The organism is Mesorhizobium sp. W050 (assembly GCF_054719535.1).
Genome location: NZ_JBTTIH010000001.1, coordinates 1,402,184 through 1,426,801 on the forward strand (window position 1 = coordinate 1,402,184; position 24,618 = coordinate 1,426,801).

Annotated in this window: 26 protein-coding genes; 16 read left to right on the forward strand and 10 right to left on the reverse strand. The window is 63.3% G+C overall.

Going from position 1 to position 24,618, the window contains the following annotated elements; genetic code table 11:
- Window positions 1-34: 34 nt before the first annotated feature.
- The 5 genes from ACYG9Y_RS06670 to ACYG9Y_RS06690 are packed head-to-tail and all read left to right on the forward strand — an operon-like array spanning window position 35 to window position 4,392.
- Window positions 35-826 (forward strand): ABC transporter ATP-binding protein, encoded by a 792-nt coding sequence (locus ACYG9Y_RS06670; RefSeq protein WP_023687997.1) that lies wholly within the window; start codon window positions 35-37, stop codon window positions 824-826.
- On the forward strand, window positions 816-1,352 hold the full coding sequence (locus tag ACYG9Y_RS06675; RefSeq protein WP_023749128.1) for an endonuclease domain-containing protein: 537 nt from the start codon (window positions 816-818) through the stop codon (window positions 1,350-1,352). Before ACYG9Y_RS06670 ends, ACYG9Y_RS06675 begins: the two co-directional genes overlap by 11 nt.
- A complete protein-coding gene (locus tag ACYG9Y_RS06680) occupies window positions 1,353-2,231 on the forward strand; it encodes an ABC transporter permease (protein ID WP_023697049.1) in 879 nt (292 codons plus the stop codon).
- Complete coding sequence (locus ACYG9Y_RS06685; protein WP_023739889.1) at window positions 2,228-3,382, forward strand: ABC transporter permease; 1,155 nt, start codon at window positions 2,228-2,230, stop codon at window positions 3,380-3,382. Before ACYG9Y_RS06680 ends, ACYG9Y_RS06685 begins: the two co-directional genes overlap by 4 nt.
- A 38-nt stretch (window positions 3,383-3,420) precedes the next feature.
- Window positions 3,421-4,392 carry an ABC transporter substrate-binding protein gene (locus tag ACYG9Y_RS06690; protein WP_023682178.1) on the forward strand — a complete coding sequence of 324 codons (972 nt, stop codon included), beginning with the start codon at window positions 3,421-3,423 and terminating at the stop codon, window positions 4,390-4,392.
- A 49-nt stretch (window positions 4,393-4,441) separates the two neighbouring features.
- Here ACYG9Y_RS06690 and ACYG9Y_RS06695 read toward each other — a convergent pair whose 3' ends face one another.
- Window positions 4,442-4,900 carry an Lrp/AsnC family transcriptional regulator gene (locus ACYG9Y_RS06695; protein WP_023690839.1) on the reverse strand — a complete coding sequence of 153 codons (459 nt, stop codon included), beginning with the start codon at window positions 4,898-4,900 and terminating at the stop codon, window positions 4,442-4,444.
- Between the two features lie 122 nt (window positions 4,901-5,022).
- On the opposite strand from ACYG9Y_RS06695, the gene ACYG9Y_RS06700 reads away from it, so the two are divergent.
- On the forward strand, window positions 5,023-6,306 hold the full coding sequence (locus tag ACYG9Y_RS06700) for a cystathionine gamma-synthase family protein (RefSeq protein WP_023739888.1): 1,284 nt from the start codon (window positions 5,023-5,025) through the stop codon (window positions 6,304-6,306).
- 446 nt (window positions 6,307-6,752) lie between these two features.
- Window positions 6,753-7,541 carry a transposase gene (locus ACYG9Y_RS06705; protein WP_198018660.1) on the forward strand — a complete coding sequence of 263 codons (789 nt, stop codon included), beginning with the start codon at window positions 6,753-6,755 and terminating at the stop codon, window positions 7,539-7,541.
- Window positions 7,542-7,884: 343 nt separating this feature from the next.
- On the opposite strand, the gene ACYG9Y_RS06710 is transcribed toward ACYG9Y_RS06705, so the two are convergent.
- From ACYG9Y_RS06710 to ACYG9Y_RS06720, 3 genes are all read right to left on the reverse strand, one after another.
- Entirely contained in the window at window positions 7,885-9,534 is a 1,650-nt protein-coding gene (locus ACYG9Y_RS06710) for a thiamine pyrophosphate-binding protein (RefSeq protein ID WP_023739886.1), read from the reverse strand.
- On the reverse strand, window positions 9,531-10,706 hold the full coding sequence (locus ACYG9Y_RS06715) for a CaiB/BaiF CoA transferase family protein (protein ID WP_023739885.1): 1,176 nt from the start codon (window positions 10,704-10,706) through the stop codon (window positions 9,531-9,533). The genes ACYG9Y_RS06710 and ACYG9Y_RS06715 overlap by 4 nt, the downstream gene beginning before the upstream one ends.
- An 82-nt stretch (window positions 10,707-10,788) precedes the next feature.
- A complete protein-coding gene (locus ACYG9Y_RS06720) occupies window positions 10,789-11,721 on the reverse strand; it encodes an alpha/beta fold hydrolase (protein WP_023739884.1) in 933 nt (310 codons plus the stop codon).
- A 245-nt stretch (window positions 11,722-11,966) separates the two neighbouring features.
- Here ACYG9Y_RS06720 and ACYG9Y_RS06725 point away from each other — a divergent pair, with 245 nt between their 5' ends.
- From ACYG9Y_RS06725 to ACYG9Y_RS06740, 4 genes are all read left to right on the forward strand, one after another.
- Window positions 11,967-12,752: an alpha/beta fold hydrolase gene (locus ACYG9Y_RS06725; protein ID WP_198018659.1), complete on the forward strand. Its 786-nt coding sequence runs from the start codon at window positions 11,967-11,969 to the stop codon at window positions 12,750-12,752.
- Window positions 12,749-13,198, forward strand: a complete 450-nt coding sequence (locus ACYG9Y_RS06730) for a MarR family winged helix-turn-helix transcriptional regulator (RefSeq protein ID WP_023739882.1) — start codon at window positions 12,749-12,751, stop codon at window positions 13,196-13,198. Before ACYG9Y_RS06725 ends, ACYG9Y_RS06730 begins: the two co-directional genes overlap by 4 nt.
- A gap of 98 nt (window positions 13,199-13,296) precedes the next feature.
- Window positions 13,297-14,304 (forward strand): ribonuclease T2 family protein, encoded by a 1,008-nt coding sequence (locus ACYG9Y_RS06735; protein WP_023739881.1) that lies wholly within the window; start codon window positions 13,297-13,299, stop codon window positions 14,302-14,304.
- Between the two features lie 70 nt (window positions 14,305-14,374).
- Window positions 14,375-14,989 (forward strand): hypothetical protein, encoded by a 615-nt coding sequence (locus ACYG9Y_RS06740; protein WP_156929749.1) that lies wholly within the window; start codon window positions 14,375-14,377, stop codon window positions 14,987-14,989.
- A 5-nt stretch (window positions 14,990-14,994) separates the two neighbouring features.
- Here ACYG9Y_RS06740 and ACYG9Y_RS06745 read toward each other — a convergent pair whose 3' ends face one another.
- The gene (locus ACYG9Y_RS06745; RefSeq protein WP_023739879.1) at window positions 14,995-16,281 is read right to left on the reverse strand and encodes a GGDEF domain-containing protein; all 1,287 of its coding nucleotides are present in this window, start codon (window positions 16,279-16,281) and stop codon (window positions 14,995-14,997) included.
- A gap of 234 nt (window positions 16,282-16,515) precedes the next feature.
- Between ACYG9Y_RS06745 and ettA the strand changes: the two genes are divergently transcribed.
- From ettA to ACYG9Y_RS06760, 3 genes are all read left to right on the forward strand, one after another.
- A complete protein-coding gene (gene ettA / locus ACYG9Y_RS06750) occupies window positions 16,516-18,165 on the forward strand; it encodes an energy-dependent translational throttle protein EttA (RefSeq protein WP_023688009.1) in 1,650 nt (549 codons plus the stop codon).
- A 49-nt stretch (window positions 18,166-18,214) separates the two neighbouring features.
- Window positions 18,215-18,985: a trans-aconitate 2-methyltransferase gene (tam, locus tag ACYG9Y_RS06755; protein WP_023739878.1), complete on the forward strand. Its 771-nt coding sequence runs from the start codon at window positions 18,215-18,217 to the stop codon at window positions 18,983-18,985.
- 131 nt (window positions 18,986-19,116) lie between these two features.
- Window positions 19,117-20,238: a beta-ketoacyl-ACP synthase III gene (locus ACYG9Y_RS06760; protein ID WP_023668239.1), complete on the forward strand. Its 1,122-nt coding sequence runs from the start codon at window positions 19,117-19,119 to the stop codon at window positions 20,236-20,238.
- Here ACYG9Y_RS06760 and ACYG9Y_RS06765 read toward each other — a convergent pair whose 3' ends face one another.
- The gene (locus ACYG9Y_RS06765; protein ID WP_023749129.1) at window positions 20,239-20,385 is read right to left on the reverse strand and encodes a hypothetical protein; all 147 of its coding nucleotides are present in this window, start codon (window positions 20,383-20,385) and stop codon (window positions 20,239-20,241) included.
- A gap of 71 nt (window positions 20,386-20,456) precedes the next feature.
- Between ACYG9Y_RS06765 and ACYG9Y_RS06770 the strand changes: the two genes are divergently transcribed.
- Complete coding sequence (locus ACYG9Y_RS06770) at window positions 20,457-21,074, forward strand: MOSC domain-containing protein (RefSeq protein WP_023739877.1); 618 nt, start codon at window positions 20,457-20,459, stop codon at window positions 21,072-21,074.
- A gap of 59 nt (window positions 21,075-21,133) precedes the next feature.
- On the opposite strand, the gene ACYG9Y_RS06775 is transcribed toward ACYG9Y_RS06770, so the two are convergent.
- Window positions 21,134-21,976 (reverse strand): SDR family oxidoreductase, encoded by an 843-nt coding sequence (locus tag ACYG9Y_RS06775; protein WP_023690853.1) that lies wholly within the window; start codon window positions 21,974-21,976, stop codon window positions 21,134-21,136.
- A 145-nt stretch (window positions 21,977-22,121) separates the two neighbouring features.
- On the reverse strand, window positions 22,122-23,084 hold the full coding sequence (locus ACYG9Y_RS06780; protein WP_023739876.1) for an aminotransferase class IV: 963 nt from the start codon (window positions 23,082-23,084) through the stop codon (window positions 22,122-22,124).
- Between the two features lie 152 nt (window positions 23,085-23,236).
- Between ACYG9Y_RS06780 and ACYG9Y_RS06785 the strand changes: the two genes are divergently transcribed.
- Window positions 23,237-23,743, forward strand: a complete 507-nt coding sequence (locus ACYG9Y_RS06785) for a hypothetical protein (RefSeq protein ID WP_023739875.1) — start codon at window positions 23,237-23,239, stop codon at window positions 23,741-23,743.
- 6 nt (window positions 23,744-23,749) lie between these two features.
- On the opposite strand, the gene ACYG9Y_RS06790 is transcribed toward ACYG9Y_RS06785, so the two are convergent.
- Window positions 23,750-24,064, reverse strand: coding sequence for a DUF2293 domain-containing protein (locus ACYG9Y_RS06790; RefSeq protein WP_023739874.1), 315 nt, complete (start codon window positions 24,062-24,064; stop codon window positions 23,750-23,752).
- Window positions 24,061-24,567: a tRNA (N6-threonylcarbamoyladenosine(37)-N6)-methyltransferase TrmO gene (gene tsaA / locus ACYG9Y_RS06795; protein WP_023690854.1), complete on the reverse strand. Its 507-nt coding sequence runs from the start codon at window positions 24,565-24,567 to the stop codon at window positions 24,061-24,063. The genes ACYG9Y_RS06790 and tsaA overlap by 4 nt, the downstream gene beginning before the upstream one ends.
- Between the last annotated feature and the right edge of the window lie 51 nt (window positions 24,568-24,618).

Sequence of the window (24,618 nt, forward strand, 5' to 3'; positions counted from 1 at the left end):
ATCCTGGGCGGCTGCGAGAGGCAGGCAGCAAGCGATGACGGGACAATCGCCAGCCGTCGTCTCGGCAAGCAGACTTGGCCTTACCTTTCAGACCAATGACGGTCCGGTAGAGGCGCTCTCCAATGTCGACCTGACCATCGGCAAGGGCGAGTTCGTCTCCTTCATCGGCCCATCGGGCTGCGGCAAGACCACCTTGCTGCGCGTCATCGCCGATCTGGAAAAACCGACATCGGGCACGATCTCGGTCAACGGAATGACGCCGGAACAGGCGCGCGAGAAACGCGCTTATGGCTACGTCTTCCAGGCGGCAGCCCTTTTCCCGTGGCGCACGATCGAGCGTAACGTGGCGCTGCCGCTGGAGATCATCGGCCTTTCGAGAGCGGAGCAGGCCGAGCGCATCAAGCGCACGATGGAGCTCGTCAACCTCTCCGGCTTCGAGAAGAAATACCCCTGGCAGCTTTCCGGCGGCATGCAGCAGCGCGCTTCGATCGCCCGCGCGCTCGCCTTCGACGCCGACCTGTTGCTGATGGACGAGCCCTTCGGCGCGCTGGACGAGATCGTGCGCGACCATCTCAATGAACAGCTTCTGGAATTGTGGGCGCGCACCAACAAGACGATCTGCTTCGTCACCCATTCCATCCCCGAGGCGGTGTATCTGTCAACGCGCATCGTCGTCATGTCGCCGCGCCCAGGTCGGGTTACCGACATCATCGAATCGACGCTGCCAAAGGAGCGGCCACTGGACATCCGCGAGACACCGGAGTTTTTGGCGATCGCGGCCAGGGTACGCGATGGGTTGCGGGCAGGGCACAGCTATGATGATTGAGGGGGCGAACGACCGGCTGGCTCCTCTCCCCAACGGGGTGAGGGTGGCCGGAGCGAAGCGGAGGTCGGGTGAGGGGGCGGCGCCGACGGATCCGACCAAGAGAAATGTCGGGGCAACCGCTCGCGCCCGAAAGCTGCGGTTTGACGAGACCGAAGCTGAATACCGGCTTTGGGGGGAATTGAGAGGACGTCATCTCAACGGCTACAAATTTGTGCGGCAAGTGCCGCTCGGACCTTTCATCGCGGACTTCGTCTGCCGCGAGCAGGGGCTGATTGTCGAACTTGATGGCAGCCAACACGCGGATTCACTGACCGATCCCGCCAGGACAGCCTGGCTGAACGGACAAGGTTATTCGGTTCTGCGCTTCTGGAATCACGAAGTTTTGGCTGAGCGCCGAGCGGTCCTGGATACGATCTTGGCTTGTCTCGACGGAAAGATTTCTACCCCCTCACCCGACCTCCGCTTCGCTCCGGCCACCCTCTCCCCGTTGGGGAGAGGAGGGCGCCCCGCTGGCGAGGCGCGCTAGATGGACACCTTCCGCGAAAAACTCATCCCCGTGACCTCCATCCTCCTGGGCGTGGTGGTGCTCTGGTATGTCTTCGCCGTCATCCTAAACGCGCCCTTCCAGCGCGACCTCGACCGGCGCGCCGGGGAAACCCACGGCACAGTCGAATTCATCGGCAAGACGCTGTCGCAGCCCAAGCCGACGCTGCCGGCGCCGCATCAGGTGGCGGTGAACTTCTTCGAGAACACCTTCCTGCGGCCTATCACATCGAGCCGCAGCCTCGTCTACAATGCCTGGGTGACCCTGTCGTCGACGTTGCTCGGCTTTGCCTTCGGCACGGCGCTCGGCATCGTCATCGCGGTCGGCATCGTGCATGTGGCGACGCTCGACCGCAGCCTGATGCCGTGGATCATCGCCTCCCAGACGATTCCCATTCTGGCCGTGGCGCCGATGATCATCGTCGTGCTCGGGGCGATCGGCATCAGCGGTCTGATCCCAAAGGCGATGATCTCGACCTACCTGTCGTTCTTCCCGGTGACGGTGGGCATGGTGAAGGGCCTGCGCTCGCCCGAACTCATGCATCTCGACCTGATGCACACCTACAATGCCAGTGTCTCGCAGACCTTCTGGAAGCTGCGGGTGCCGGCCTCGGTGCCGTTCCTGTTCACCTCGATGAAGGTGGCGGTGGCGGCGAGCCTGGTCGGCGCCATTGTCGGCGAACTGCCGACCGGTGCTGTCGCCGGCATCGGCGCCAAGCTTTTGGCAGGTGCCTATTACAGCCAGTCCATCGACATCTGGTCCGCCCTTGTGGCGGGCTCGGTGGTGGCGGCCCTTCTGGTCATGGTGGTCGGCATAGCCGGGCGCCTCGTTGACCGCGCCATGGGCGGGAGGCCGGCATGAACTGGCTGAAGCCCTCCTGGCAAGCCGTGCTGGCCGTTGCGCTGTGCCTCGTCGCCGTCGCGCTCGGTGCGATGTCGAAGCCGGAAGCGGCCGCCCTTGCAGACCCGACGGCAAGCTTCGACTACCCCTATTTCGGGATAAAGATCCCGATGATCGGCCTGGCCGTGCTGGCAGGGCTGATCTCGATGATCAGAATTTCGCCGCTGGCCGAGGCTGCGGTGCTGTTCATCGGCGCTCATCTCGTCGCCTGGATGCTGATCTCGGGCATTACAGGTTTCGAAGGCACGGCATTGGCGCCGTATTTCCTGCTGCTCGCCGCTGCCTGGCTGCTGGCATGGCGCTGTGTGGCGGTGCTGTCGGGGCTTCGCCCGATGGCAAAAGGGGCGCGGATGGCGCTGCGCCTCATCATCCCGGCGATCTTCGGCGCCTGGATCCTGATCATATGGGAAGCGATGACGCGTGGCGCCGGCATTCCCTTCATCCTTTTGCCGCCGCCGAGCGCCATCGGTGTGCGCATCGCCAGTTCCCTGCCGGTGCTCGGCGCCGATATCAGGCAGACCATCTTCAAGGCGGTGATCTTCGGTTATGTCATCGGCAGCGGCGCCGGCTTCCTGGTGGCGATTGCGGCCGACCGCGTGCCGTTCCTGCGCCGCGGTCTGCTGCCGATCGGCAATATGGTCTCGGCGCTGCCGATCATCGGTGTGGCGCCAATCATGGTGATGTGGTTCGGCTTCGACTGGCCGTCCAAGGCCGCGGTCGTCATCATCATGACCTTCTTCCCAATGCTGGTGAACACGGTTGCCGGTCTTGCCGCCTCCGGCCATATGGAGCGCGACCTGATGCGCACCTATGCGTCGGGCTACTGGCCAACACTCTTGAAGCTCCGGCTGCCGGCGGCAGCGCCCTTCATCTTCAACGCGCTGAAGATCAACTCGACGCTGGCGCTGATCGGCGCCATCGTCGCCGAGTTCTTCGGCACGCCTGTGGTCGGCATGGGCTTTCGCATCTCGACCGAGGTCGGGCGGATGAACATCGATATGGTCTGGGCCGAAATCGCAGTTGCAGCACTGGCGGGTTCGGTCTTTTATGGCGTGGTCGCTCTCGTCGAGAGAGCCGTCACGTTTTGGCATCCCTCTGTCCGTGGTGGATAGGGCGGTGGGTTCGGGTGTTAACTTCAGAGGGTAAAAACATGAAAAGACTGATCATTCCGATGCTGGCCGGCGCGATGTCGCTGGCCGCGTTCCAGGCAATGGCCGCCGACAAGGTGACCTTGCAGCTGAAATGGGTCACGCAGGCGCAGTTTGCCGGCTACTATGTCGCCAAGGCCAAGGGTTTTTATGAAGCAGAAGGCCTCGACGTCGACATCAAGCCGGGCGGTCCCGATATCGCACCCGAGCAGGTGATCGCCGGCGGTGGCGCCGACGTCATCGTCGACTGGATGGGCGGGGCGCTCGCCGCGCGCGAAAAGGGCGTGCCGCTGGTCAACATCGCCCAGCCGTTCAAGAAGGCCGGTATGGAGCTGGTCTGCCCGAAGGATGGCCCGATCAAGACCGAAGCCGATTTCAAGGGTCACACGCTCGGCGTCTGGTTCTTCGGCAACGAATATCCTTTCTACGCCTGGATGAACAAGCTCGGCCTGAAGACCGAAGGCGGCCCGGACGGCGTCACGGTTTTGAAGCAGAGCTTCGACGTGCAGCCGCTGATCCAGAAGCAGGCGGATTGCATTTCGGTCATGACCTACAATGAGTACTGGCAGCTGATCGATGCCGGCTACAAGCCGGACCAGCTCACCGTGTTCAACTACTCGGCGATGGGCAACGACCTGCTCGAGGACGGGCTCTATGCCTCGGAAGACAAGCTCAAGGATCCGGCTTTCGAAGACAAGATGGTGCGTTTCGTGCGCGCCTCGATGAAGGGCTGGAAATATGCCATCGACAACAATGACGAGGCCGCGGGCATTGTCATGGACGGTGGTGGCCAGGACGAAAACCATCAGAAGCGGATGATGAGCGAAGTCGCCAAGCTGATCGACAATGCCGACGGCAAGCTCGACCCGGCGACCTACGAGCGCACCGCCAAGGCGCTGCTCGACCAGAAGATCATCACCAAGGCGCCGACCGGCGCCTACACCACAGCCATCACCGACAAGGCGATCAAATAAGCCTGGCCAGGCAATTTCGACCTCGAGAGCGGCGCCTTTGACCCAAATGTCAGAGGCGCCGTTCCTTTATGGTGTTCATGACGAAGCTGGTCTCGATCGAAGCGACGCATTTCAGCCGCGCGATCTTTTCCTTGATGAAGCGCTCGTACTGTTCGAGGCTGCCGGTCACCACCTTCAGCACATAGTCGCGCGACCCGGTGACGAGGTGGCATTCCAGCACCTCCTCCCAACCGCGGATGGCGTCCTCGAACATGACGATCTCGTCCTCGTTCTGGCGGCTGAGCCGAACGGTGGCGATGGCGACCATGTTCCAGCCGAAGGCGGAGGGATCAACCAGCGTGGTATAGCCCCGGATAATGCCGGCCTCCTCCAGCCGGCGTACCCTCCTCAAACATGGCGACGGCGACAGGCCGATGCGCTCGGCAAGCTCATTGTTGGTGATGCGGGCGTCGGCCTGCAGCTCGCGCAGGATCTTGCGGTCGAAATCGTCGGCTATCTTCTGCTGCACTTCTGCTCTCGCTCGGCAATTTGTTGCCGGGATGCAGCCATGCGACGCCGAAAATAGCAAGGACTGGCGGACCGGGATCGCATAAATTGCGGCACGAGACTCCTCCAGATGCAGGAAAAGCCATGACCGCGCCGCGCCCGTCGAAAACCCACATCGGCAATCACAAGCTCCATCCGGAAACGCTGATGCTGAGCTATGGCTTCGATCCGCAACTGTCGGAAGGCGCCGTCAAGCCGCCGGTGTTCCTGACCTCGACCTTCGTGTTCAAATCGGCGGAGGAGGGGCGCGACTTCTTCGACTACACATCCGGCCGCAAGGAGCCGCCGAGCGGCACGGCGTCCGGCCTGGTCTATTCGCGCTTCAATCATCCCAACTCGGAGATCGTCGAGGACCGGCTGGCGGTCTATGAGGGAACGGATGCCTGCATCCTGTTCTCGTCGGGCATGTCGGCGATCGCCACCACACTGCTCGCCTATGCCCGACCGGGCGATGTCATCTTGCATTCGCAGCCGCTTTACGGCGGCACCGAGACGCTTTTGACGCGCACGCTGTCCGGCTTCGGCATCGGCGCTGTCGGCTTTGCCGACGGCGTCGACGAGAAGGCGGTGCGCTCGGCTGCGGATGCTGCGGTGGCAAAGGGGCGTGTGTCGGTCATCCTCATCGAGACGCCGTCAAATCCGACCAACAGCCTGGTCGATATCGCGCTGATCCGGAAGATTGCCGACGAGATCGGCGCAAGCCAAGGATCAACGCCGATCATCGTCTGCGACAACACGCTGCTCGGCCCGGTGTTCCAGCGGCCGATCGAACATGGCGCCGATGTCTCCGTCTATTCGCTGACCAAATATGTCGGCGGCCATTCCGACCTGATCGCCGGTGCGGCGATGGGCAGCAAGGCGGTGACCAAGCCGATCAAGGCGCTGCGCGGCGCCATCGGCACGCAACTCGACCCGCATTCCTGCTGGATGCTCGGCCGCTCGCTGGAGACGCTCTCCATCCGCATGGAGCGCGCCAACGACAATGCGCGGCTCGTGGCCGAATTCCTGCGCGATCACGCCAAGGTCGAGAAGGTGCATTACCTGCCGTTCCTGGGCGAGGATACGGCAGCGGGACGGGCCTACAAGGCGCAATGCAGCGGCGCCGGGTCGACATTTTCTTTCGATATCAAAGGCGGAGAGAAGGCGGCCTTCGCATTTCTCAACGGGCTGCAAATATTCAAGCTGGCGGTGAGCCTCGGCGGCACGGAGTCACTCGCCAGCCACCCGGCGGCGATGACGCACTCCGGCATTCCCTTCGACGTGCGCCAGCGCATTGGCGTGCTGGAGACCACGGTCAGGCTGTCGATCGGCGTCGAGCATCCGGACGATCTTATCGCCGACCTGACGCAGGCGCTGGCAGCGGTCTGATAGCTCGCTTGTAGATATCAGGAAAGGGGCGATCGTCTTGGCAGCGTCGGCGGGACAGCACCCCCCTCTGTCCTGCCGGACATCTCCCCCTCAAGGGCATAGGCGCTAAGATAGGTATTGCCTTGCGGAATCGGGTGTGATTCTACGCTGCGATGACACACGAATCGCTTGTTGATGACGGCTGGGCCGAGACGATTGAGCTTCTGGGCGGCGAAGAGTTGATCGCAGGAAGTGCCCGCGAGACGAAGGCGTTCCTGCGCCCGCGGGGCGTCAGGTCGGCGAGCGACCTGTTGCGCCTGACACTGGCTTACTGCCTTGGCAAGGTTGGCATGCGGGGCGTCGTGGCCTGGGCGGCGGCGAGCGGGATTGCCGACATTTCGGACGTGGCGTTGCTTGGCCGGCTGCGCAATGCAGGACCATGGCTGCAGCAGTTGATTGGGCACCTTTTGAAGCGCGAGGATGCAGGTTTGGCCAAAGGCCGACTGGTTCGCATCCTCGATGCGACAGCGGTTGCCAAGGCCGGTGCGTATGAGAAGAAGAACAATGGTCTTTGGCGCATGCACTGCGCCTTCGAGCTTGAGCGCGAGCAGTTCGACTTCATCGAGATCACCGACCAGAGCGAGGCCGAGCTGATCGACCGCGTGCCGGTGGTGCCGGGCGAGATCCGCATCGGTGACCGCGCCTATCTGCAGGCCGAGCGGATCGCCAAGGTGATGGCGCAAGGCGGCGATGTTGTTGTGCGCGCGTCGTGGAAAAACGCGCGATGGCTCGACGCCAACGGCAGGGCGTTCGATCTCATCGGCTACCTGGAGAGCTGCCGGGAGGAAGTCTGCGAAACGCCTGCCCGGCTGGCACTCAAGAAGGGCGAGCCTGTGAAGATGCGCCTGATCGCCTTGCGCAAATCCGAGGCCGCGGCACAAGAAGCGCGGCGCAAAATCAACAAGGAAGCCAGGGCCAAGGGCAACAAGGTTCAACCGCAGACGCTGATTGCGGCCGGCTTCGTCCTGCTTGTGACCTCGCTTGACCGGGAGGAGTTTCCCGCCGATACGGTCCTCAAGCTCTACCGCATGCGCTGGCGCATCGAGCTCGCCTTCAAGCGCCTGAAGAGCCTGATCGGGCTGCGCTCTCCTCCCGCCAAAGACCCAAGGATCGCAAAGCCTTGGATCTTTGCACACTTCCTCATCGCGCTCGTGACCGAACCCCTCTCGCGGGAGTTGGGTGTCTCTCCCCCTTGAGCGACGGGCGCCCGCTGCTGTGGCGCGCCACCCGCCAGATCGTCGCCTCTCTGATCGCAGCGATCTTCGCTCAACCTCCCTTGGCAACCCTGCGCCACAATCTCCGTGCCTTGCGATATCGCTGGCGTGAGCCACCACGAAAGCGCAAGTTTCAGTCCATGCCAAAGCTATCTTAGCGCCTATGCCCTCAAGGGGGGAGATCAGCAGCTCTGACCATAGCGCCCTGTCTGCAACGCTGCAGATTGGCGAAGGGCGACATGACATCCAATCTCCCCCCTTGAGGGGGAGATGTCCGGCAGGACAGAGGGGGGTGTGACGGAACTCGGCTTTCGCTGCTAACGTCTCAGCTCTTGTCGCGGATCTGCGTCATCGTCCGCGTCGGCGTGATCGCCTCGGGATCGAGCCTGATTTCGACGATCGCCGGCTTGCCGCTGGCGCGGGCACGCTCGAAGGCAGGGGCAAAATCTGCCGTGTTCTCGACCGTCTCGCCGTGGCCGCCATAGGCGCGGGCAAGAGCGGCAAAGTCAGGGTTCTTCAGATCGGTGGCGACGACACGGCCGGGATAGTCGCGCTCCTGGTGCATGCGGATGGTGCCGTAGATGCCGTTGTTCACGACGATAACGATGATCGGCAGGTCGTATTGCACGGCGGTAGCGAATTCCTGTCCGTTCATCAGGAAGCAGCCGTCGCCGGCAAAGGCGATCACGGTGCGGTCGGGATGGAGCGCCTTGGCGGCGACCGCAGCCGGGGTGCCGTAACCCATCGAACCGGAGGTCGGCGCGCCTTGGGTGGCGAAGCGGCGGAAGCGGTGGAAGCGGTGCACCCAGGTGGCGTAATTGCCGGCGCCGTTGGTGAAAATGGCGTCATCGGGCAAAATCTTTTCCAGATAGTTCATGATCGGCCCCATCTGGACCGGGCCGGGGCCGGTCTCAGGAGGCGTCGACCAGTCGAGGTAGGCAGCGTGTGCTTTCGCTGTCTCACCCGCCCAGGCTGGCGTGGAGGTTGGCTTGCGCTTGGCAAAAGCCTCGACGAAGGCCGAAGGCGAAGCGTTGATCGCCAGGGTCGGCCGGTAGACGCGGCCGAGTTCGCCGGCATCGGCATGGACATGGACCAGCGTCTGGTCGGGGTAAGGGCTCTTCAGCAACGTATAGTCGGAGGACGGCATCTCGCCCATGCGGCCGCCGATCAGCAGCACCAGGTCGGCCTGCTTGATGGCGGTGGCCAGCTTCGGGTTGATGCCGATGCCGACATCGCCGGCATAGTTCGGGTGCAGATGGTCGAACAGCATCTGGCGGCGGAAGGAGCAGCCGACCGGCAGCGACCAGGCCTCGGCAATGGTGCGCATACGTGCCACCGCTTCCTCGTCCCAGCGTGTGCCGCCGAGGATGACGAAGGGACGCTTGGCCTTGGCCAGAAGCTTTTCCAAAGCATCGAGTTCGGCTTCGCCGGGCCGGGTTTCGACCGGCGTGTGCGGCAAGGCCGCGGGCGCGTCGACAAGACTGGTCAGCATGTCCTCGGGCAGCGAGACGACGACGGGGCCGGGGCGGCCCGATGTCGCGACAGCAAAGGCGCGGGTGACGAGTTCGGGGATGCGCGCGGCATCGTCGATCTCCACCACCCATTTGGCGATGTCGCCGAAGAAGCGCTTGTAGTCGACCTCCTGGAAAGCCTCCCGCTCCTTGGCGTGGCTGGCGACCTGGCCGATGAACAGGATGACGGGTATCGAATCCTGCATGGCAATGTGAATGCCGGCCGACGCATTGGTGGCGCCGGGGCCGCGGGTGACGAAGCAGATGCCGGGCCGGCCGGTCAGCCGCCCCTGGCAGTCGGCCATCATGGCGGCGCCGCCTTCCTGGCGGCAGACAATGGTGCGGATGGGCGAGTCATGCAGGGCGTCCAGCACAGCGAGATAGGATTCGCCAGGCACGCAGAAGATGCGGTCGGTGCCGTTCGCCTCGAGTGCGTCGACAATCAGTTGTCCACCGGTCTTCATCGTCCAGACTTCTCCAGTTCGGCAAGAATTTCTTCGGTATGTTCGCCAAGGCGAGGCGAGGGACGCTCATAGACGAGCGGCGTGCCCGACATCACCATCGGCGCGCGCACCGAGGGCAGACGATTGCCATGGCCATCGTCGAGGTCGAGGCGCATGCCGCGTGCGATCGTCTGCGGGTCGGCAAACATCTGGCCGATGTCGTTGATCGGGCTCGCCGGCACGCTTGACGCTTCGAGCCTGGCCAGCAACGGGTCGCGATCCCAATTCTTCAGCGTCTCGATCAAGTGCTCGCGCAAGTTCACCCGGTTGGCGACGCGGGCCGGATTGGTGGCGAAATCGGGATTCGCTGAGAGATGGTCGAGACCGACGGCAGCGCAGAATTTGGCGAACTGGCCGTCATTGCCGACCGCCAGGATGATGTGGCCGTCCCTGACCGGGACAACCTCATAGGGCGCAATGTTCATATGCGCATTGCCCATCTGCACCGGCGCCTTGCCGGAGACGAGATAGTTGAGGTTCTGGTTGCCGAGTGCGGAAATCTGCGTGTCGAACAGCGCCATGTCGATATGCTGGCCTTCGCCGGTCTTTTCGGCATGGCGAAGCGCTGCCTGGATGGCGATCACAGAGTAAAGGCCGGTGAAGATGTCGGAAATAGCGACGCCGGCCTTTTGCGGCTCGCGCCCGACCTCGCCGGTGATCGACATCATGCCGGCCATGGCCTGGATGATGAAATCATAGCCGGCGCGTGGGGCGTAAGGCCCGTCCTGGCCGAAGCCGGTGATCGAGCAGTAGACGAGCTTTGGATTGATCGCCTTCAGGCTCTCGTAATCGAGCCCGTATTTCTTCAGGCCGCCGAGCTTGAAATTCTCGATCAGAATGTCGGCCGTGGCAACCAGCCGGCGCACCGTCTCGGCCCCTTCCGATGTCGAGAAATCGACGGCGATGGAACGCTTGCCGCGATTGCAGGAATGGTAATAGGCGGCCGACAGGTTCTCGCCATCATGGCTCATGACGAAGGGCGGACCCCATTTGCGGGTATCGTCGCCGCCGTCGGGGCTCTCGACCTTGATGACATCGGCGCCGAGATCGGCCAGCAATTGTCCTGCCCAGGGGCCGGCCAGGATGCGGGCGAGTTCGACGACGCGGACGCCTTTCAGCGGAGGTTCAGCCATAAATCACCAAAAACGGGTCGGAACCGCAGCCTCTATCAACCCGGGATGCCGCTGTCACGGGCCTTGCGGTAGGCCAGCGATGTCACTCTTTGAGCACGCTATCGGCCCAGGCAGCGAAATCGTCCATAACGGTGTCGCGGTTCACCTCGTTCAGGCTTTCGTGGCGGGTGTCGGCGTAAACCTTTGAAACCAGATTCGAAAAGCCCATCGCGCGCATCCGCTTGGTGAGATGATCGATGCCTTTGCCATAGTCGGAGGCCGGATCCTTCTCGCCGCCGACGATGCTGACGGGCAGGTCGCGCCTGATGCCGGCAAAGCCCGCATCCTTGCCGCCTTTCTGCGCCATCTCCACGACATCGCGCCACATCGAGATCGAGGCATCCCAGCCGCACAGCGGGTCGGCAATGTACTTGGCCACTTCAGCCTCGTCGCGCGACAGCCAGTCGAACGGCGTCTTGTGGTTGGGCACCGCCTTGCCCCAGGCCTGGAAGGTCAGTTTGGGCAAGACGCGTGAGGGAACATCGGAGCCGAGCCTGAAGCGCTCATAAGCGAGGATGGCGAGTGCAAGCTGACCAAGCAGGCCTTGTGAGAAATTGCCGTTCCAGATCGCCGCGGCGTGGACGCGCGGCGAGTGCGCCAGCAGGTAGTTGAGCGCCACCGACGCACCCATCGAATGGCCGAACAGGATGACCGGCAGGCCGGGCTGCTCCTTCGCAATCAAATCGTGGACTGCGTCGACATCGGAGATCACCTTGGCCGGGCCGCTTGTGCCGGCGAATCTGCCGAGCGGGGCATCGGGCGCCTTGGTCGCGCCATGGCCGCGATGGTCGTGGACGTAGACATGAAAGCCGCGGGTGCTGAGGTAATCGGCGAAGCGGGCATAGCGCGCGGCGTGTTCGGCCAGGCCGTGATTGACCTGGACTACCGCGCGTGGAGAGCCCCCCGCGTGCTTAACATAGAGATTGAGCGTGGCCCCGGTCGGTGAGGCCAGCGTCGTCTGCTTGTCAAATGCCATGTCTCGCTCCCTTGGCGACTGTTGGGCGACGGCGTGACCGACGTCAAGGGGATGTCGAAATCAGCCGGCGTCACTATTGACAGTGTGCTGTCAATTTGGCTATATGACAGCGTGCTGTCAAATTACGTCGGGAACATGAGCATGAAACCGTTTCGACCGTTTCGCGCCGCGCGTTTCTGCTGGCGAGCCTTTCATCCGCAATGCTCCTGCCCGGCATTGCTTCCAGCCAGACCAGGGAGATGACCATGAAGACCTCAACCATTGCCGGCCCGCAGGGCCAGCTTGCCGGCTACGACATCAAATCCGGCGACGGCCTGCCGATCCTGTTCGCGCATGGCGACTGCAGCCGCGCCACACAGTGGAACCGGGTGATGCAGCTCACCGCAGGTGGCCGTGAGGCGGTCGCCTTCGATTTTCGCGGCCATGGCGCATCGGCGCCTGCAGCTGATGCCGACTACGGCTATGACGGCCGTGCCGACGATATTGGTGCGGTGGCCGATGCGTTCGGCCTGAAGCGGTTTGTCCTCGTTGCACATAGCGGCGGCAGTGGGGCCGCGCTCGCCTATGCCGCCGGCCATGCCGACCGTGTTGCCGGCATCCTGCTGGTCGATCCGGCGACCGATCCGCGCGCCCTGCCCAAAGAGATTCGCGACGGGTTCGTGCGCGATCTGGCGGGGCCAAACGGTGGCGATGTCCTGAGCGCTTATTACATCTCGATCGCCGGCTCCAATGAAGATGTCCGCAAACAGGTCATCGCCGATGCGGCGGTGGTCGATCCGGCGGCTCGGGCAGGCGTCGGCAAGGCGCTGGCGGAATGGAATCCCGAGCCGACGCTCGACGCCTATCATGGGCCGATCTTCGTGCTGGCCACGGAGGCCAATGACAATGCGGCGGCCCTGTTTCGGCTGCGCATCGGAATTGGCCACAGAACCGTCGCCGGTTCCGGCCATTGGGTGATGCTTGACAAGCCGGAGGCGGTGGCTGAAGCCGTCAACACTTTCGTTTCCACCATCGAGGCCGGCCAGAAATGACAAGCAGGACCGAAGCCGGAGATGTGCTCAGCGAACTGGTGCTTGCCGTGTTCCGGCTGAATGGCGGGTTTCTCGACGCGGCCGACCGGCTGGCCGAGCCTGCCGGGTTGACGGCGGCGCGCTGGCAGGTTCTGGGCGCGGTGCTGAAGGAGCCGAAATCGGTGGCCGACATTGCCCGCGACATGGGGCTTGCCCGCCAGAGCGTGCAGCGCCTTGCCGACATTCTGGCCGCCGAAGGGCTTGCCGCCTATGCGGACAACCCGGCGCACCGCCGCGCGAAGCTCCTGGCGATGACCGATGCCGGCCGGGCCGCGATCCGGGATATCGGCACGCGCCAGCATGTCTGGGCCAACCGCATCAGCGAGGGCATCGAGGCTCGCGCGCTCGAGACAGCGCTTGATCTGCTGCGTATGTTGACGAAGCGGGTCGAGGAGGGCGGGGTCTGATCGACCGAGCGATTGTTTTTTGCGGCGGACGAAAGAAATCGTAATTCTGACATGTCACACGTTTCTAGCTTGCGCTATGAAACGCTAGGAGTGCTGGAATGCGGATATCGGCGATTTGGGGTGCGGTGTTGGTGGCGCTGGCCGGTGTCGGCATGGCGCGCGCCGATGTGAAGATGGGCGGCTCCTTCGTGGCCGATGCGGCTTGCCCGGCGACGCAGGCAATCAAAAGCGGCAAGAACCCCGGCAATATCGCGACAACGGCTGGACAGAGCTACGACCTCCTGGCCGGCAACAAGGATGCGCCGACGCATTACCTCATCCGCGTGCCGGGCGCCGATCCTGAGCGTCGCTGGGTCAAGATCAGCTGCGGTCATGTCGCCGGCGGCAGCGCAGCCGCCCAGCCGGCCGCGCCCGCCGATCAGGGCAAGCCTGCGGCTTCGGGAAAGCCCGAATATGTCTTTGCGCTGAGTTGGCAGCCGGCCTTCTGCGAAACCAAGGCAAGCAAGCCCGAATGCCAGGCGCAGACGGCGGGCGGCTTCGACGCGTCGCATTTCACCTTGCATGGGCTCTGGCCGCAGCCGAACGGCAATTTCTATTGCCAGGTGCCGACGAGCGACAAGGCCAATGATAATCCGGCCCATTGGGCCGACCTGCCGCCGGTCGATCTCGATGCCAATACGCGCGCCGAACTCGACCAGGTGATGCCTGGCACCGCCTCCAAGCTCGAGCGGCATGAATGGATCAAGCACGGCACCTGCTACGGCAAGAGCCAGCAGGAGTATTTTGCCGAGGCGCTGAACCTGATGCGGGCGGTGAATGCGTCGCCGGTGCGCGAGCTCTTCACCAGGAATGTCGGCAAGCAGCTGACTTCGGACCAGATCCGCAGCGCCTTCGACAGCGCCTTCGGCGCCGGGTCGGGCGCGCGGGTGCGTGTCTCCTGCCTGGTCGATCCGTCGAGCGGCAGGCGGCTGATCGGCGAGCTGACGCTCGGCCTGACCGGCCCGATCGGCCCCGACAGTTCGCTGAGCACTCTCATGCTCGCCTCGGCGCCGACGACCAAGGCGGGCTGTCCGAAGGGCTCGGTCGATGCGGCCGGGTTCCAGTAGGATATCCGTCTGTCGCTTGGCAGTGACGCGGTGATATGGTCTGGATGTGTTTCATTCGGCGGGGGTGGCGATGAGTGGCATGACATCAGGCGCGCTGGCGCGGCTGGCTTTCTGGGCCAGGGGAATGACAGCCATAAAAGACGGCCGCATGGAATGGCCGGGCTTTTCCTATACCGATGCCGAGTGGGCGCGCATGCGCGTGCTTGCCGCGCCGATCGGGGCAGGCCGCTACCAGCTGTTCACTTGGGTCAATGCCGCGATCTTCATCGCCATTGCCGCGCTCGGGATCGTCTGTGTCTTCCTGCCGCTGGCGACACTTTTGTTTCCGGTGCCGGCCAAGACCAGCGCGCTCAAATTCTCGGCTCTGCTGGCGGCGTGTGCCTTCCTCATAATCGGGCTCGGCTTGCCGATCTCGATGCGCCTGTCGAGCGCGTTGGCCATCTCCCGGGAGATGCGCGCCGGTCTTGTCGGCGAAGCCGGTGACGAAGCGCTGGCAGCAAAAGTGTCTTGGCAGATCAACCGCATCATGCTGGTCATGTGCGGCCTGCTGGTGCCCGGCATTCTGTTGTTCATCGCTTATGACATCGATGCCAGTCCGATCATCACCACGCTGAAATGGCTGGCCATCGCGCTGATAGCCGTTTCAGTTGCGGTCGGCGCGTTGCATCAACGCAAGCGGAGCTGACAGCGTTATCCGCTGACGCCGCCCGTGGACACTGTCCGCGTGCTGAGGTCTTCGGCATCGTCCCTCGATTCTCCGATGACGCGGTCGCGCCCGGTGGACTTGGCCTTGTAGAGACGCTCGTCGGCAAGGGCGAAGAGATCGGCAAGCGAGCCTACGGTCTCGTCGACAGTGGCGATGCCGGCGCTGACGCTGATGTCGAACCGGTTTACGCACGCCTTGACGGCCTGGCGGAGGTTTTCTCCGAGCAACCTGGCGACCGCATGCGGTTGCGAGCAAAGGATGGCGAACTCCTCGCCGCCGATCCTGAAAACCTGATCGTGCGCGCCGGCCGCCTGGGTCAGCACCTGGGCGATCGATCTCAGCACCCTGTCGCCCTCGGCATGGCCGAAGCGATCGTTGATCGACTTGAAATGGTCGACGTCGACGATCAGCAGGCTGAGCGGTTGGGCCGTGCGCAGGCTGACAGCGACCAGACGTTCGCCGTCGCTGTCAAAGCGTCCCCTGTGCAACAGGCCGGTGAGGCCGTCGCGGCCGACATGTTCGACCAGGGCTTCGTAGCGCTCGCGATAGGTCAAGGTGTCGAAGACGTCGGACAACCCACGTGGTGCCACGACCTGACGCGTTTCGAACCATCTGAGGTAGGCGACAAGCATGGCGCTGTAGGCAAAAGCGGCACCCATCTTGGCGAACCAGCCGCCGAAGAAGACCGCAATCGGCGCGCCGGCGACGAAATGCAGGGCGCTGAAAAATCCGGCCTGGTCGAAGGTGAGCACGCAGGCGACGCAAATCAGGATGCGGGAGAACGGCGCCCTGCGTAGATAACGCCCGAGCTTTTCGTAAAGCAGGATGATCAGGATGGCGTCGATGAAGAGCAGCGTCGTGCCCCACACCATCAGCCAGCCCAACTGGTCGATGAAACCGATATCGGGAAGCTTGCCGTCGGAAAGGGCTGAAATATCGTGCAGGCGCAGGATCAGGACCAGCCCGATCATCAAGGCGTTGCCGAGCAGCAGGCCATAGATCGGCTGGCGCACCGTGGCCGCATCTTCCTTCATGTAGAGCAGAAGCAGCATCACCAGCTTGCCGGAAAACAGCACCGCCGAGCCTGGCGAGACCATGCCGAAGGGCAGGGCGACGTAGAAGACGCTGGCGAGATAGGTTTCGAGGAAATGCATGGCGCCCAGCGCGCAGACGAAGACGCCGAGGCCGATGCGATCCCTGAAGCGGAACAGCGTGACCATGACGCTGAAGTAGACGACCGCTTCGGCAAGGAGCAGGAAACTGTTCAGCACTACCTTCGGGCCGATCTTTACTTTCGATCGCGACAGGCCAGCGATCGATCCTGTTTTGACGCTGAAGGGTTAACCGGGGATTTCAACGCTCCCCGCAACCGGCGGAAAACTTAACGTGCGGTGTACACCCGGCTTGAAATGGCAAAAGCGATTGCCGTTCGGCCCGGCATCGCCTACATAGCGGCCAACCTCCATTCAATCCGACATTTCGGTCAATCATCAAGGAAAGCGCGCGTGGCACGCCAGTTCATCTATCACATGGCCGGCCTCAACAAGGCCTATGGCACCAAGAAGGTGCTTGAGAATGTTCATCTCTCCTTCTATCCCGACGCCAAGATCGGCATCCTCGGCCCCAACGGCTCGGGCAAGTCGACGATCCTCAAGATCATGGCCGGGCTCGACAAGGAGTGGAACGGCGAAGCCTGGCTCGCCGAAGGCGCCACCGTCGGCTATCTCGCGCAGGAGCCGGCGCTCGATGCCAACAAGACGGTGTTCGAGAACATCATGGAAGGCGTCGCCGCCAAGACCGCCATCATCGAGCGCTACAACGAATTGATGATGAACTACTCCGACGAGACGGCTGACGAGTCGGCCAAGCTCCAGGACGAGATGGACCGGTTGAACCTGTGGGATCTCGAACAGCAGGTCGAGATGGCGATGGAAGCGCTGGGCTGCCCGCCCAAGGATTCCGAGGTCACCAAGCTTTCGGGCGGTGAGCGCCGCCGCGTCGCGCTCTGCCAGCTGCTGCTGCGTCAGCCCGACCTCTTGCTGCTCGATGAACCGACCAACCATCTCGACGCCGAGACCACGGCGTGGCTGGAAAAGCACCTGCGCGCCTATCCCGGCGCGGTGATGATCATCACCCACGATCGCTACTTCCTCGACAATGTCACCGGATGGATCCTCGAGCTCGATCGCGGCCGCGGCATCCCCTATGAGGGCAACTACACCAAATACCTCGAAGCCAAGGCCAAGCGCCTCAAGCAGGAAGGCCGCGAGGACGACGCCCGCCAGCGTGCCATCGGTCGCGAACGCGAGTGGATCCAGTCCAGCCCGAAAGCTCGCCAGACCAAGTCCAAGGCGCGTATCCAGGCGTTCCAGGACCTGCTGGATGCAGCCGACAAGCGGCGTCCGAGCGATACGCAGATCGTCATTCCGCATGGCGAACGGCTCGGCAATGTGGTGATCGAGGCGGAAGGCCTGTCGAAGGGCTTTGGCGACACGCTGTTGATCGAGGGTCTGGAATTCAAGCTGCCGCCAGGCGGCATCGTCGGCGTCATCGGCCCGAACGGCGCCGGCAAGACGACGCTGTTCCGCATGATCACCGGCCAGGAAACGCCGGATGCCGGCTCTGTCCGCATCGGCGAAACGGTGAAGCTCGGCTATGTCGATCAGAGCCGCGATGCGCTCGATCCGTCAAAGACCGTCTGGGAAGAAATCTCGGGCGGCGCCGAAGTGGTCAAGCTCGGCAAGTTCGAAGCCAACACCCGCGCCTATTGCGCATCGTTCAACTTCCGTGGCGGCGACCAGCAGCAGAAGGTCGGCAACCTCTCTGGCGGCCAGCGCAACCGCGTGCATCTGGCAAAAATGCTGAAGACCGGCGGCAATGTGCTGCTGCTCGACGAACCGACCAACGATCTCGACACCGAAACGCTGGCGGCACTCGAAGACGCGCTGGAAAACTTTGGCGGCTGCGCCGTCATCATCTCGCACGATCGTATGTTCCTCGACCGTCTGGCCACCCACATCCTCGCCTTCGAGGGCGACAGCCATGTCGAATGGTTCGAGGGCAATTTCGAGGACTACGAGCAGGACAAGATCCGTCGTCTCGGCCCCGAGGCCGTCAACCCGCACAGGATGACCTACAAGAGGCTGACGCGGTAAGGGAGCAACCGGGGCGGCGAATTTCTCAACTGATACGAGGAAAGCTTGAATGACCGACTGGTCAGCCGCCCAATATCTGAAATTCGAGGATGAGCGCACACGGCCGGCGCGCGATCTTGTTGCGCAGGTGCCGGTGGATTTCCCGCGCCGGGTGGTCGACATCGGCTGCGGCCCGGGTAATTCGACCGAGCTGCTGGTCGAGCGCTGGCCGGGCGCTGAGGTGAGCGGCTTCGACACCTCTCCCGACATGATCGAGAAGGCGAAGGCGCGCCTGCCCAGCGTCAATTTCGACCTCGCCGATGCCTCGACATGGCGGCCGGCCGAGCCGGTCAACGTCATCTTCGCCAACGCGGTATTCCAGTGGCTGCCCACCCATCCCGCTGTGTTTCAGCGGCTGATGGGCTTTCTCGCCCCCGGTGGCGCGCTCGCCGTCCAGATGCCCGACAATCTGCTTGAGCCGTCGCATCAGGTGATGCACGAGACGGCCGCCGAAATGCCGTTCGCCGCCAAGATGGCAGGTGCTGCGCGCGGACCGCTGCCGGCGGTGTCGTTCTATTATGATCTCTTGTCGCCGCTCTCCGCCCGGGTGGATATCTGGCATACGGCCTACAATCATCCGCTGACCGACGCCGAGGCGATCGTCGAATGGGTGAAGTCGACGGGGCTGAAGCCTTTCCTCGATCGGCTCGACGCCGGCGAGCGCAAGACCTTCCTCGACAGCTACACGGCCAAGATCACCGAGGCCTATCCGAAGACCGCAAACGGCAAGGTGCTGCTGCGCTTTCCGCGTATCTTCATCGTCGCCAAGCGGGCCGGCTAGCACTCCCGATGACATCCGGCCACAGCCTATGGTTTAAGCCGGCGTAAACCGGTGGGGTGAGAAAAGTGTTGTGTCGCGCCCCTTCGTCGTTCACATGAGAACGACAACGCCTGCGCATGGACGGACTGGATATGCATCGCGTCATCATCAGCGGCATTGGCGTTGAAATCCCTGAAGCCAAGATCACCAATGAAGAACTGGTCGCCAGCTTCAATGCCTGGGTCGACACCGAGAATGCGCGCCGGCAAGGCACGGATGAAACGCTGCTGCAGAAATCCGACAGCGCCTTCATCGTCCATGCCTCGGGCGTCCAGACCCGCCATGTGATCGAGCGCGAAGGTATTCTCGATCCGACCCGCATGGCGCCGCGCATTCCGGCGCGGCCCGATGATGCGCTGTCGCTGCAGGCCGAGTTTGGAGTGGCCGCGGCCCGGAAGGCGCTCGACCATGCCGGCCTGAAGCCGTCCGACATCGACCTGGTGATCTGCTCGGCCTCGCACCAGCAACGGCCCTATCCGGCGATCGCCATCGAAATGCAGGAGGCGCTGGGCACCAAGGGCGCCGGCTTCGACATGGGGCTTGGTTGTTCATCGGCCGCGGCCGCCTTGCACATTGCGGCCAATCTCGTGCGGGCGGGTGCGCACAAGCGCGTGCTGGTGGTCACGCCGGAGATCATCACCGGCCATCTCAATTTCCGCGACCGGCAGACGCATTTCATCTTCGGCGATGCGTCGGTGGCGATGGTGGTCGAGGGGCTGGGCGAGGGCGAGAGGCGGCCGGGGCGTTTCGAGGTGCTGGACACGCGCACCTGGACGCAGATGTCGAACAATATCCGCACCAATCTGGGCTATCACACCCGCACCGCCCAGGACGATCCTTACATGATCAACCTCGAAGGCAACCTGATCAAACAGGTCGGCAACAAGGTGTTCAAGGAAGTCACCGTCGCCGGCCACAAATTCATTGTCGAATTCCTCGCCGAGCACGGGCTGACGCCGCAAGCCATCAGGCGCTTCTGGCTGCATCAGGCCAATGCGCGAATGAACGCCATGATCCTGAAACTGGCCTTCGGCCACGAGGTCGACCACGACCGCGCGCCGATGGTGCTGGAGCGGCTCGGCAACACCGCCGGCGCCGGCGCCATCATCGCGCTGTCGGAAAACCACGCCGACATGAAGCCCGGCGATTTCGGCGTGCTGTGCGCCTTCGGCGCCGGCTATTCGATCGGTGGCGCGCTTTTGCGGATGCTGTAATCAGGCCGGCATGAACGGCACCAGCATCGGTACGCTGCGGGCATAGTCATCATAGGCGTTGCCGAGTTCTCCGCGCAGAAAGCGTTCCTCCAGCCTTGCCTTCATGACGATGCCGATGGACGCCATCAGCCGGTTTGATCGAATCATCATCGCTTTCGACTGGACCCGAGCCCACGGCTACGGCTAATGCGACGTCATCCTGCAGAAGGAACGAAGCCATGCTGGACCTCTTCCCGGAGTCTGAGAAGCCGGTCGACATCATCCCCGCCAGGAAGCTGTCCGCCAAAGTGGCCGCTTTGTACGTCGCACCGTCAGATCACTTCCAGACGCGCCCAGTGGAAGCATGGCAACTCGGTTTCGAAGGCATCGACGGCGACTTCCACGCCGGCGCCACCCGTCGTTCCGGCGGTCGCGAACCCTGGTATCCGCGCGGCACCGAAATCCGCAACGAGCGGCAGATATCAATCGTAGCAGCGGATGAACTCGCCGTCGTTGCCGAGCGGATGGGGCTGGCCGAGATCAAGCCGGAATGGATCGGCGCCAATCTGCTGATCGAAGGCGTGCCGCATCTCTCGATGCTGCCGTCAGGCACGCTGCTGTTCTTTAGAGGTGGCGTGACGATCAAGGTCGATGCGCAGAACGGGCCTTGCCGGCTTGCTGGACGTGCGATCGCCGAAAACGCCGGGATGGCCGATCGGGAGGCCGGCGCGCTGGCCTTCCCGAAGGCGGCGAAACGGCTGCGCGGCCTCGTTGCCTGGGTCGAGAAACCGGGTCGTATGACAACAGGGGAAGAGATCTCGGTGCGCGTGCCCGAGCAGTGGATTTATCGATCCTAGTACCGGGCTAGGGCACGGGCTGCGCCGCCGGGGCGACGCAGCCGGATTTCAAGACGCGCTCAGGCCGCCTTGCGGTTCTTCTTGGCGCCCTGCGCCTCGACGGAAACGTGGTCCCACTTTTCCCACAGCGCGATGCGGTTGGCGTATTCCTGCTTGATCATCGGCAGGCCGCCATCGCCGAAGAAGACGCGCAGCGGCGGCTCGGCCGCGTCGACGATTTCAAGCATCGCCGGTCCGGTGGCCTCGGGGTCGCCGGCGACCGAGTTGGCGCGGCGTTCCGCCATCTTGGCGCGGGCCGGCGCGTAAGCCTCGATCGCTTTGGAGACCTTGGCCGAGGCGCCGGACCAATCGGTGGAGAAGCCGCCCGGTTCGACAAGCGTCACATGGATGCCGAATTCGGCGACCTCGATGCTGAGCGACTGGCTGAAGGCTTCGAGCGCCCATTTCGAGGCATGGTAAAGGCCGAGCGACGCAAAGGCGTTGACGCCGCCGATCGACGAGATCTGGATGATGTGGCCGGAGCCCTGCGCCCGCATGATCGGCAAAGCCGCCTGGGTGACCCAGAGCGCGCCGAACACATTGGTTTCGATCTGGTCGCGGGCTTCCTGTTCGCTGACTTCCTCGATGGCGCCGAAATGGCCATAGCCGGCATTGTTGATGACGACGTCGAGCCGGCCAAAGCGCTTGTGCGCCTCGGCGATGGCCGCATCGACGGCCTTCTTGTCGGTGACGTCGAGCTTGATCGCGGCGACATTATCGCCGTATTTCGCGACGAGATCGGCGAGCGTGCCGGCATCGCGCGCGGTTGCGGCGACACGGTCGCCGCGGGCGAGTGCGGCCTCGGCCCAGACTCGGCCAAAGCCTTTCGACGATCCGGTGATGAACCAAACCTTGCTTGTCATGACGTGGAATCCTTGCCCATGCGGGCCGTGAACTGGGAAGCGGAGGCTTCTCCGCTTCCGCGATATACGGTGCGTCGAGCGATTTTCCAGAGGCGAGGGGGAATCTTTTTGGTCACGACATCGTGTGGAGCAGGACCTTCGCCGGTCAGGGATAGCGCACCGGGCTCGACCAGGCCGAGTCGTCATGCTTTTGCCAGTAGAGCGCCATCAAGCGCTTTGTGATCCCGCCTATCTTGCCGTCGGCGACAGCAGCGCCGTCGATCACTGTCACCGGCATGATGCCGCCGGCGGTGGAAGTGATGAAGACTTCGTCGGCAGCCTTCAGCGCGGCAACGCTGACGTCGACGGCCGTGGTGGGAAGCGCTGCCTCGGCGCAGAGGTCGAAGACGGTGCGCCTGGTGATGCCGGGCAGCACGCCGGCGGCTGGCGTCGACAGCCTGCCGTCCTTGACGCAGAACACGTTGAAGCCGGGGCCTTCGGCGACAGCGCCGTTGAAGTCGAGAATCAATGCGGTTTCGGCCCCACGATCATAAGCGTCGTAGAGGCCGCGCACGAGGTCGAGCCAGTGGTAGTTCTTGATCGCCGGATCGATCGAGACCGGCGGAATGCGCACCTTGTCGCTAATGGCGACATGCAGGCCGCGCCGCAACTGCTCGGCATTGGCGACCGAGCCGAAGGGAACTGCGAAGGCCATGAAGCGGTTGACCGCCTGGCGCGGATCGCGGCTGAAGGTCGGCGAGGCGCCGCGCGTGCACAGCATTTCGACATAGGCGGCGCGATGGCCCGACAGCGCCACGCAATTGTGCAGAATCTCGGCCACGCCATCGCGGTCGGACGGGATCGTCATGCGCAGTTTTTGCAAGCCGGCGAAGAAGCGGTCGAGATGCAGGTCGAGTCGGAAGAAGCTCCCGTCCCAGACATGCACGGTGTCGTAGGTGGCGTCGGAATGCAGAAAGCCCCAATCCAGCACCGAGATTTTGGCCTGCGACATCGGCAGATACTGACCATCGAGAAAGGCGACGCCGTCGGGATAGGAATGCGGATCGATATGGCGATCCGACAAAGCCGGCAATGGCACGATGCTACCGGCTGCTGCGCTTCGGTTCATGGCGATTGGTCCCTTCGGCTTGATGCGGCAGAGTCAAGCTAGTGGTCCCCTGCAGGCGGCATAGGGCCACCCAACCATCGCTGTTTGTCCTAGGTAGCACATTCGATATGCCCTATGGTCCGGCTTGAAAATATCCGGCCGGGAGGGGCAAAATGGGCAAATCTTTTCGGACCATCAGCTTTGCAATTTTCGTCGTCTTCGTCACTGGCGATGCCTTCGCGCAATGCGCTCGCGAGGGCGAGGCGCTGTGCCAGAACGGCCAGACCTATCGTTGCGAGAAGACGGGCAGCGAACTGACGCCGATCTTTCAGAACGTGCCTTGCGTGGTCAACGCGACGGGGCTCAACGGGATCTGGACCGGCAGCGGCCATCAAAGTCCGGCCGGGGCTGCCGGCGCCGATTGGGCGATCGCCATGACCATCGGCGATGGCGCCGCGTCGATCGACTATCCGTCGCTCGGCTGCGGCGGATCGTTGACCCAGATTTCTCGCGACGACAGTTCGGCGGAATACCGGGAAAACATCAGCTACGGCCAGGACAAGTGCATCGACGGTGGCGGCATCACCGTCCGATTTTTCAAAGGGAACCTGTCCTGGACCTGGGTTGGCCAGGCCGACGGCCAGCCCTACAATGCGGTTGCCGTATTGAAGCGACGGTAGCTGAAGTTATTCCTCTTCGTCCTCTGCATCGAGCAGGCGCGTGGCGCGCCAACGGGTCAGCACCATGTTTGTTTGCTCGATGACGAAGAACCGCGCCGAGTCGCGGTCATAGCCCTCGGCCAGCAGCTTTTCATAGTCGGTATGGCCGTGCCTGATATGGGCGATCGTCGCCAGCCAGACCGCGATGCCCGGCGGCAGCGTCTTCATGTGCACGGCGCCGGCCCCGGTGCGGATTTTCTCCATATCGGCATAGGGCGCCAGGGGCAGCAGTGCGGTCAGCGCCTTGGCGATGGCGCGGCGGCGGCCGGTGGGCGCGCTCATTTTTCGTCACGCCCGGCAATGGTCGCCTCGGGAAAGGCGTCGGTCGAGGCGAAATAGGGCTTGATGTCGATCACCGGGGTGCCGTCGAGCACATCGATGGCGTCGATGGCGATGCGGCCGTGGTCGATGTCGACGGCGATCAGGCCGGCGATATGCAGCCCGACTGGGTTCGGCCGGGCAGGGGAGCGCAGCGAGAAAACGCCTTTCGGCTCAGCCGCATGGCGGGGTCTCTGGACAATCAGTGCCCGCGGCGCGTGATGCAGCCAGGACAGGATGACGATGTGGCTGGCCCGCTCCAGCGCAAGCAGGCCGTCGCGATAGGCAGGGTCGATGAGAACCGTGGCCGCCTGTCCGGCCTCGCGCGCCGCGCGCATGTTCTTTGGGCAGGTTTGCCTGGATGTCCATGGCGAGGCGATGCGGCCGATGAACACGATATGGCCATCCGCCGGCATGTCAGCCGGGTCAGTCTGCAGGAGCTTTTCGCCGTCGCGCTTCTCGAACATGGCTTTCGCCCTAGCACAAGTTTCCAGCCGATCGTCAGGGAAAAGCGGTTC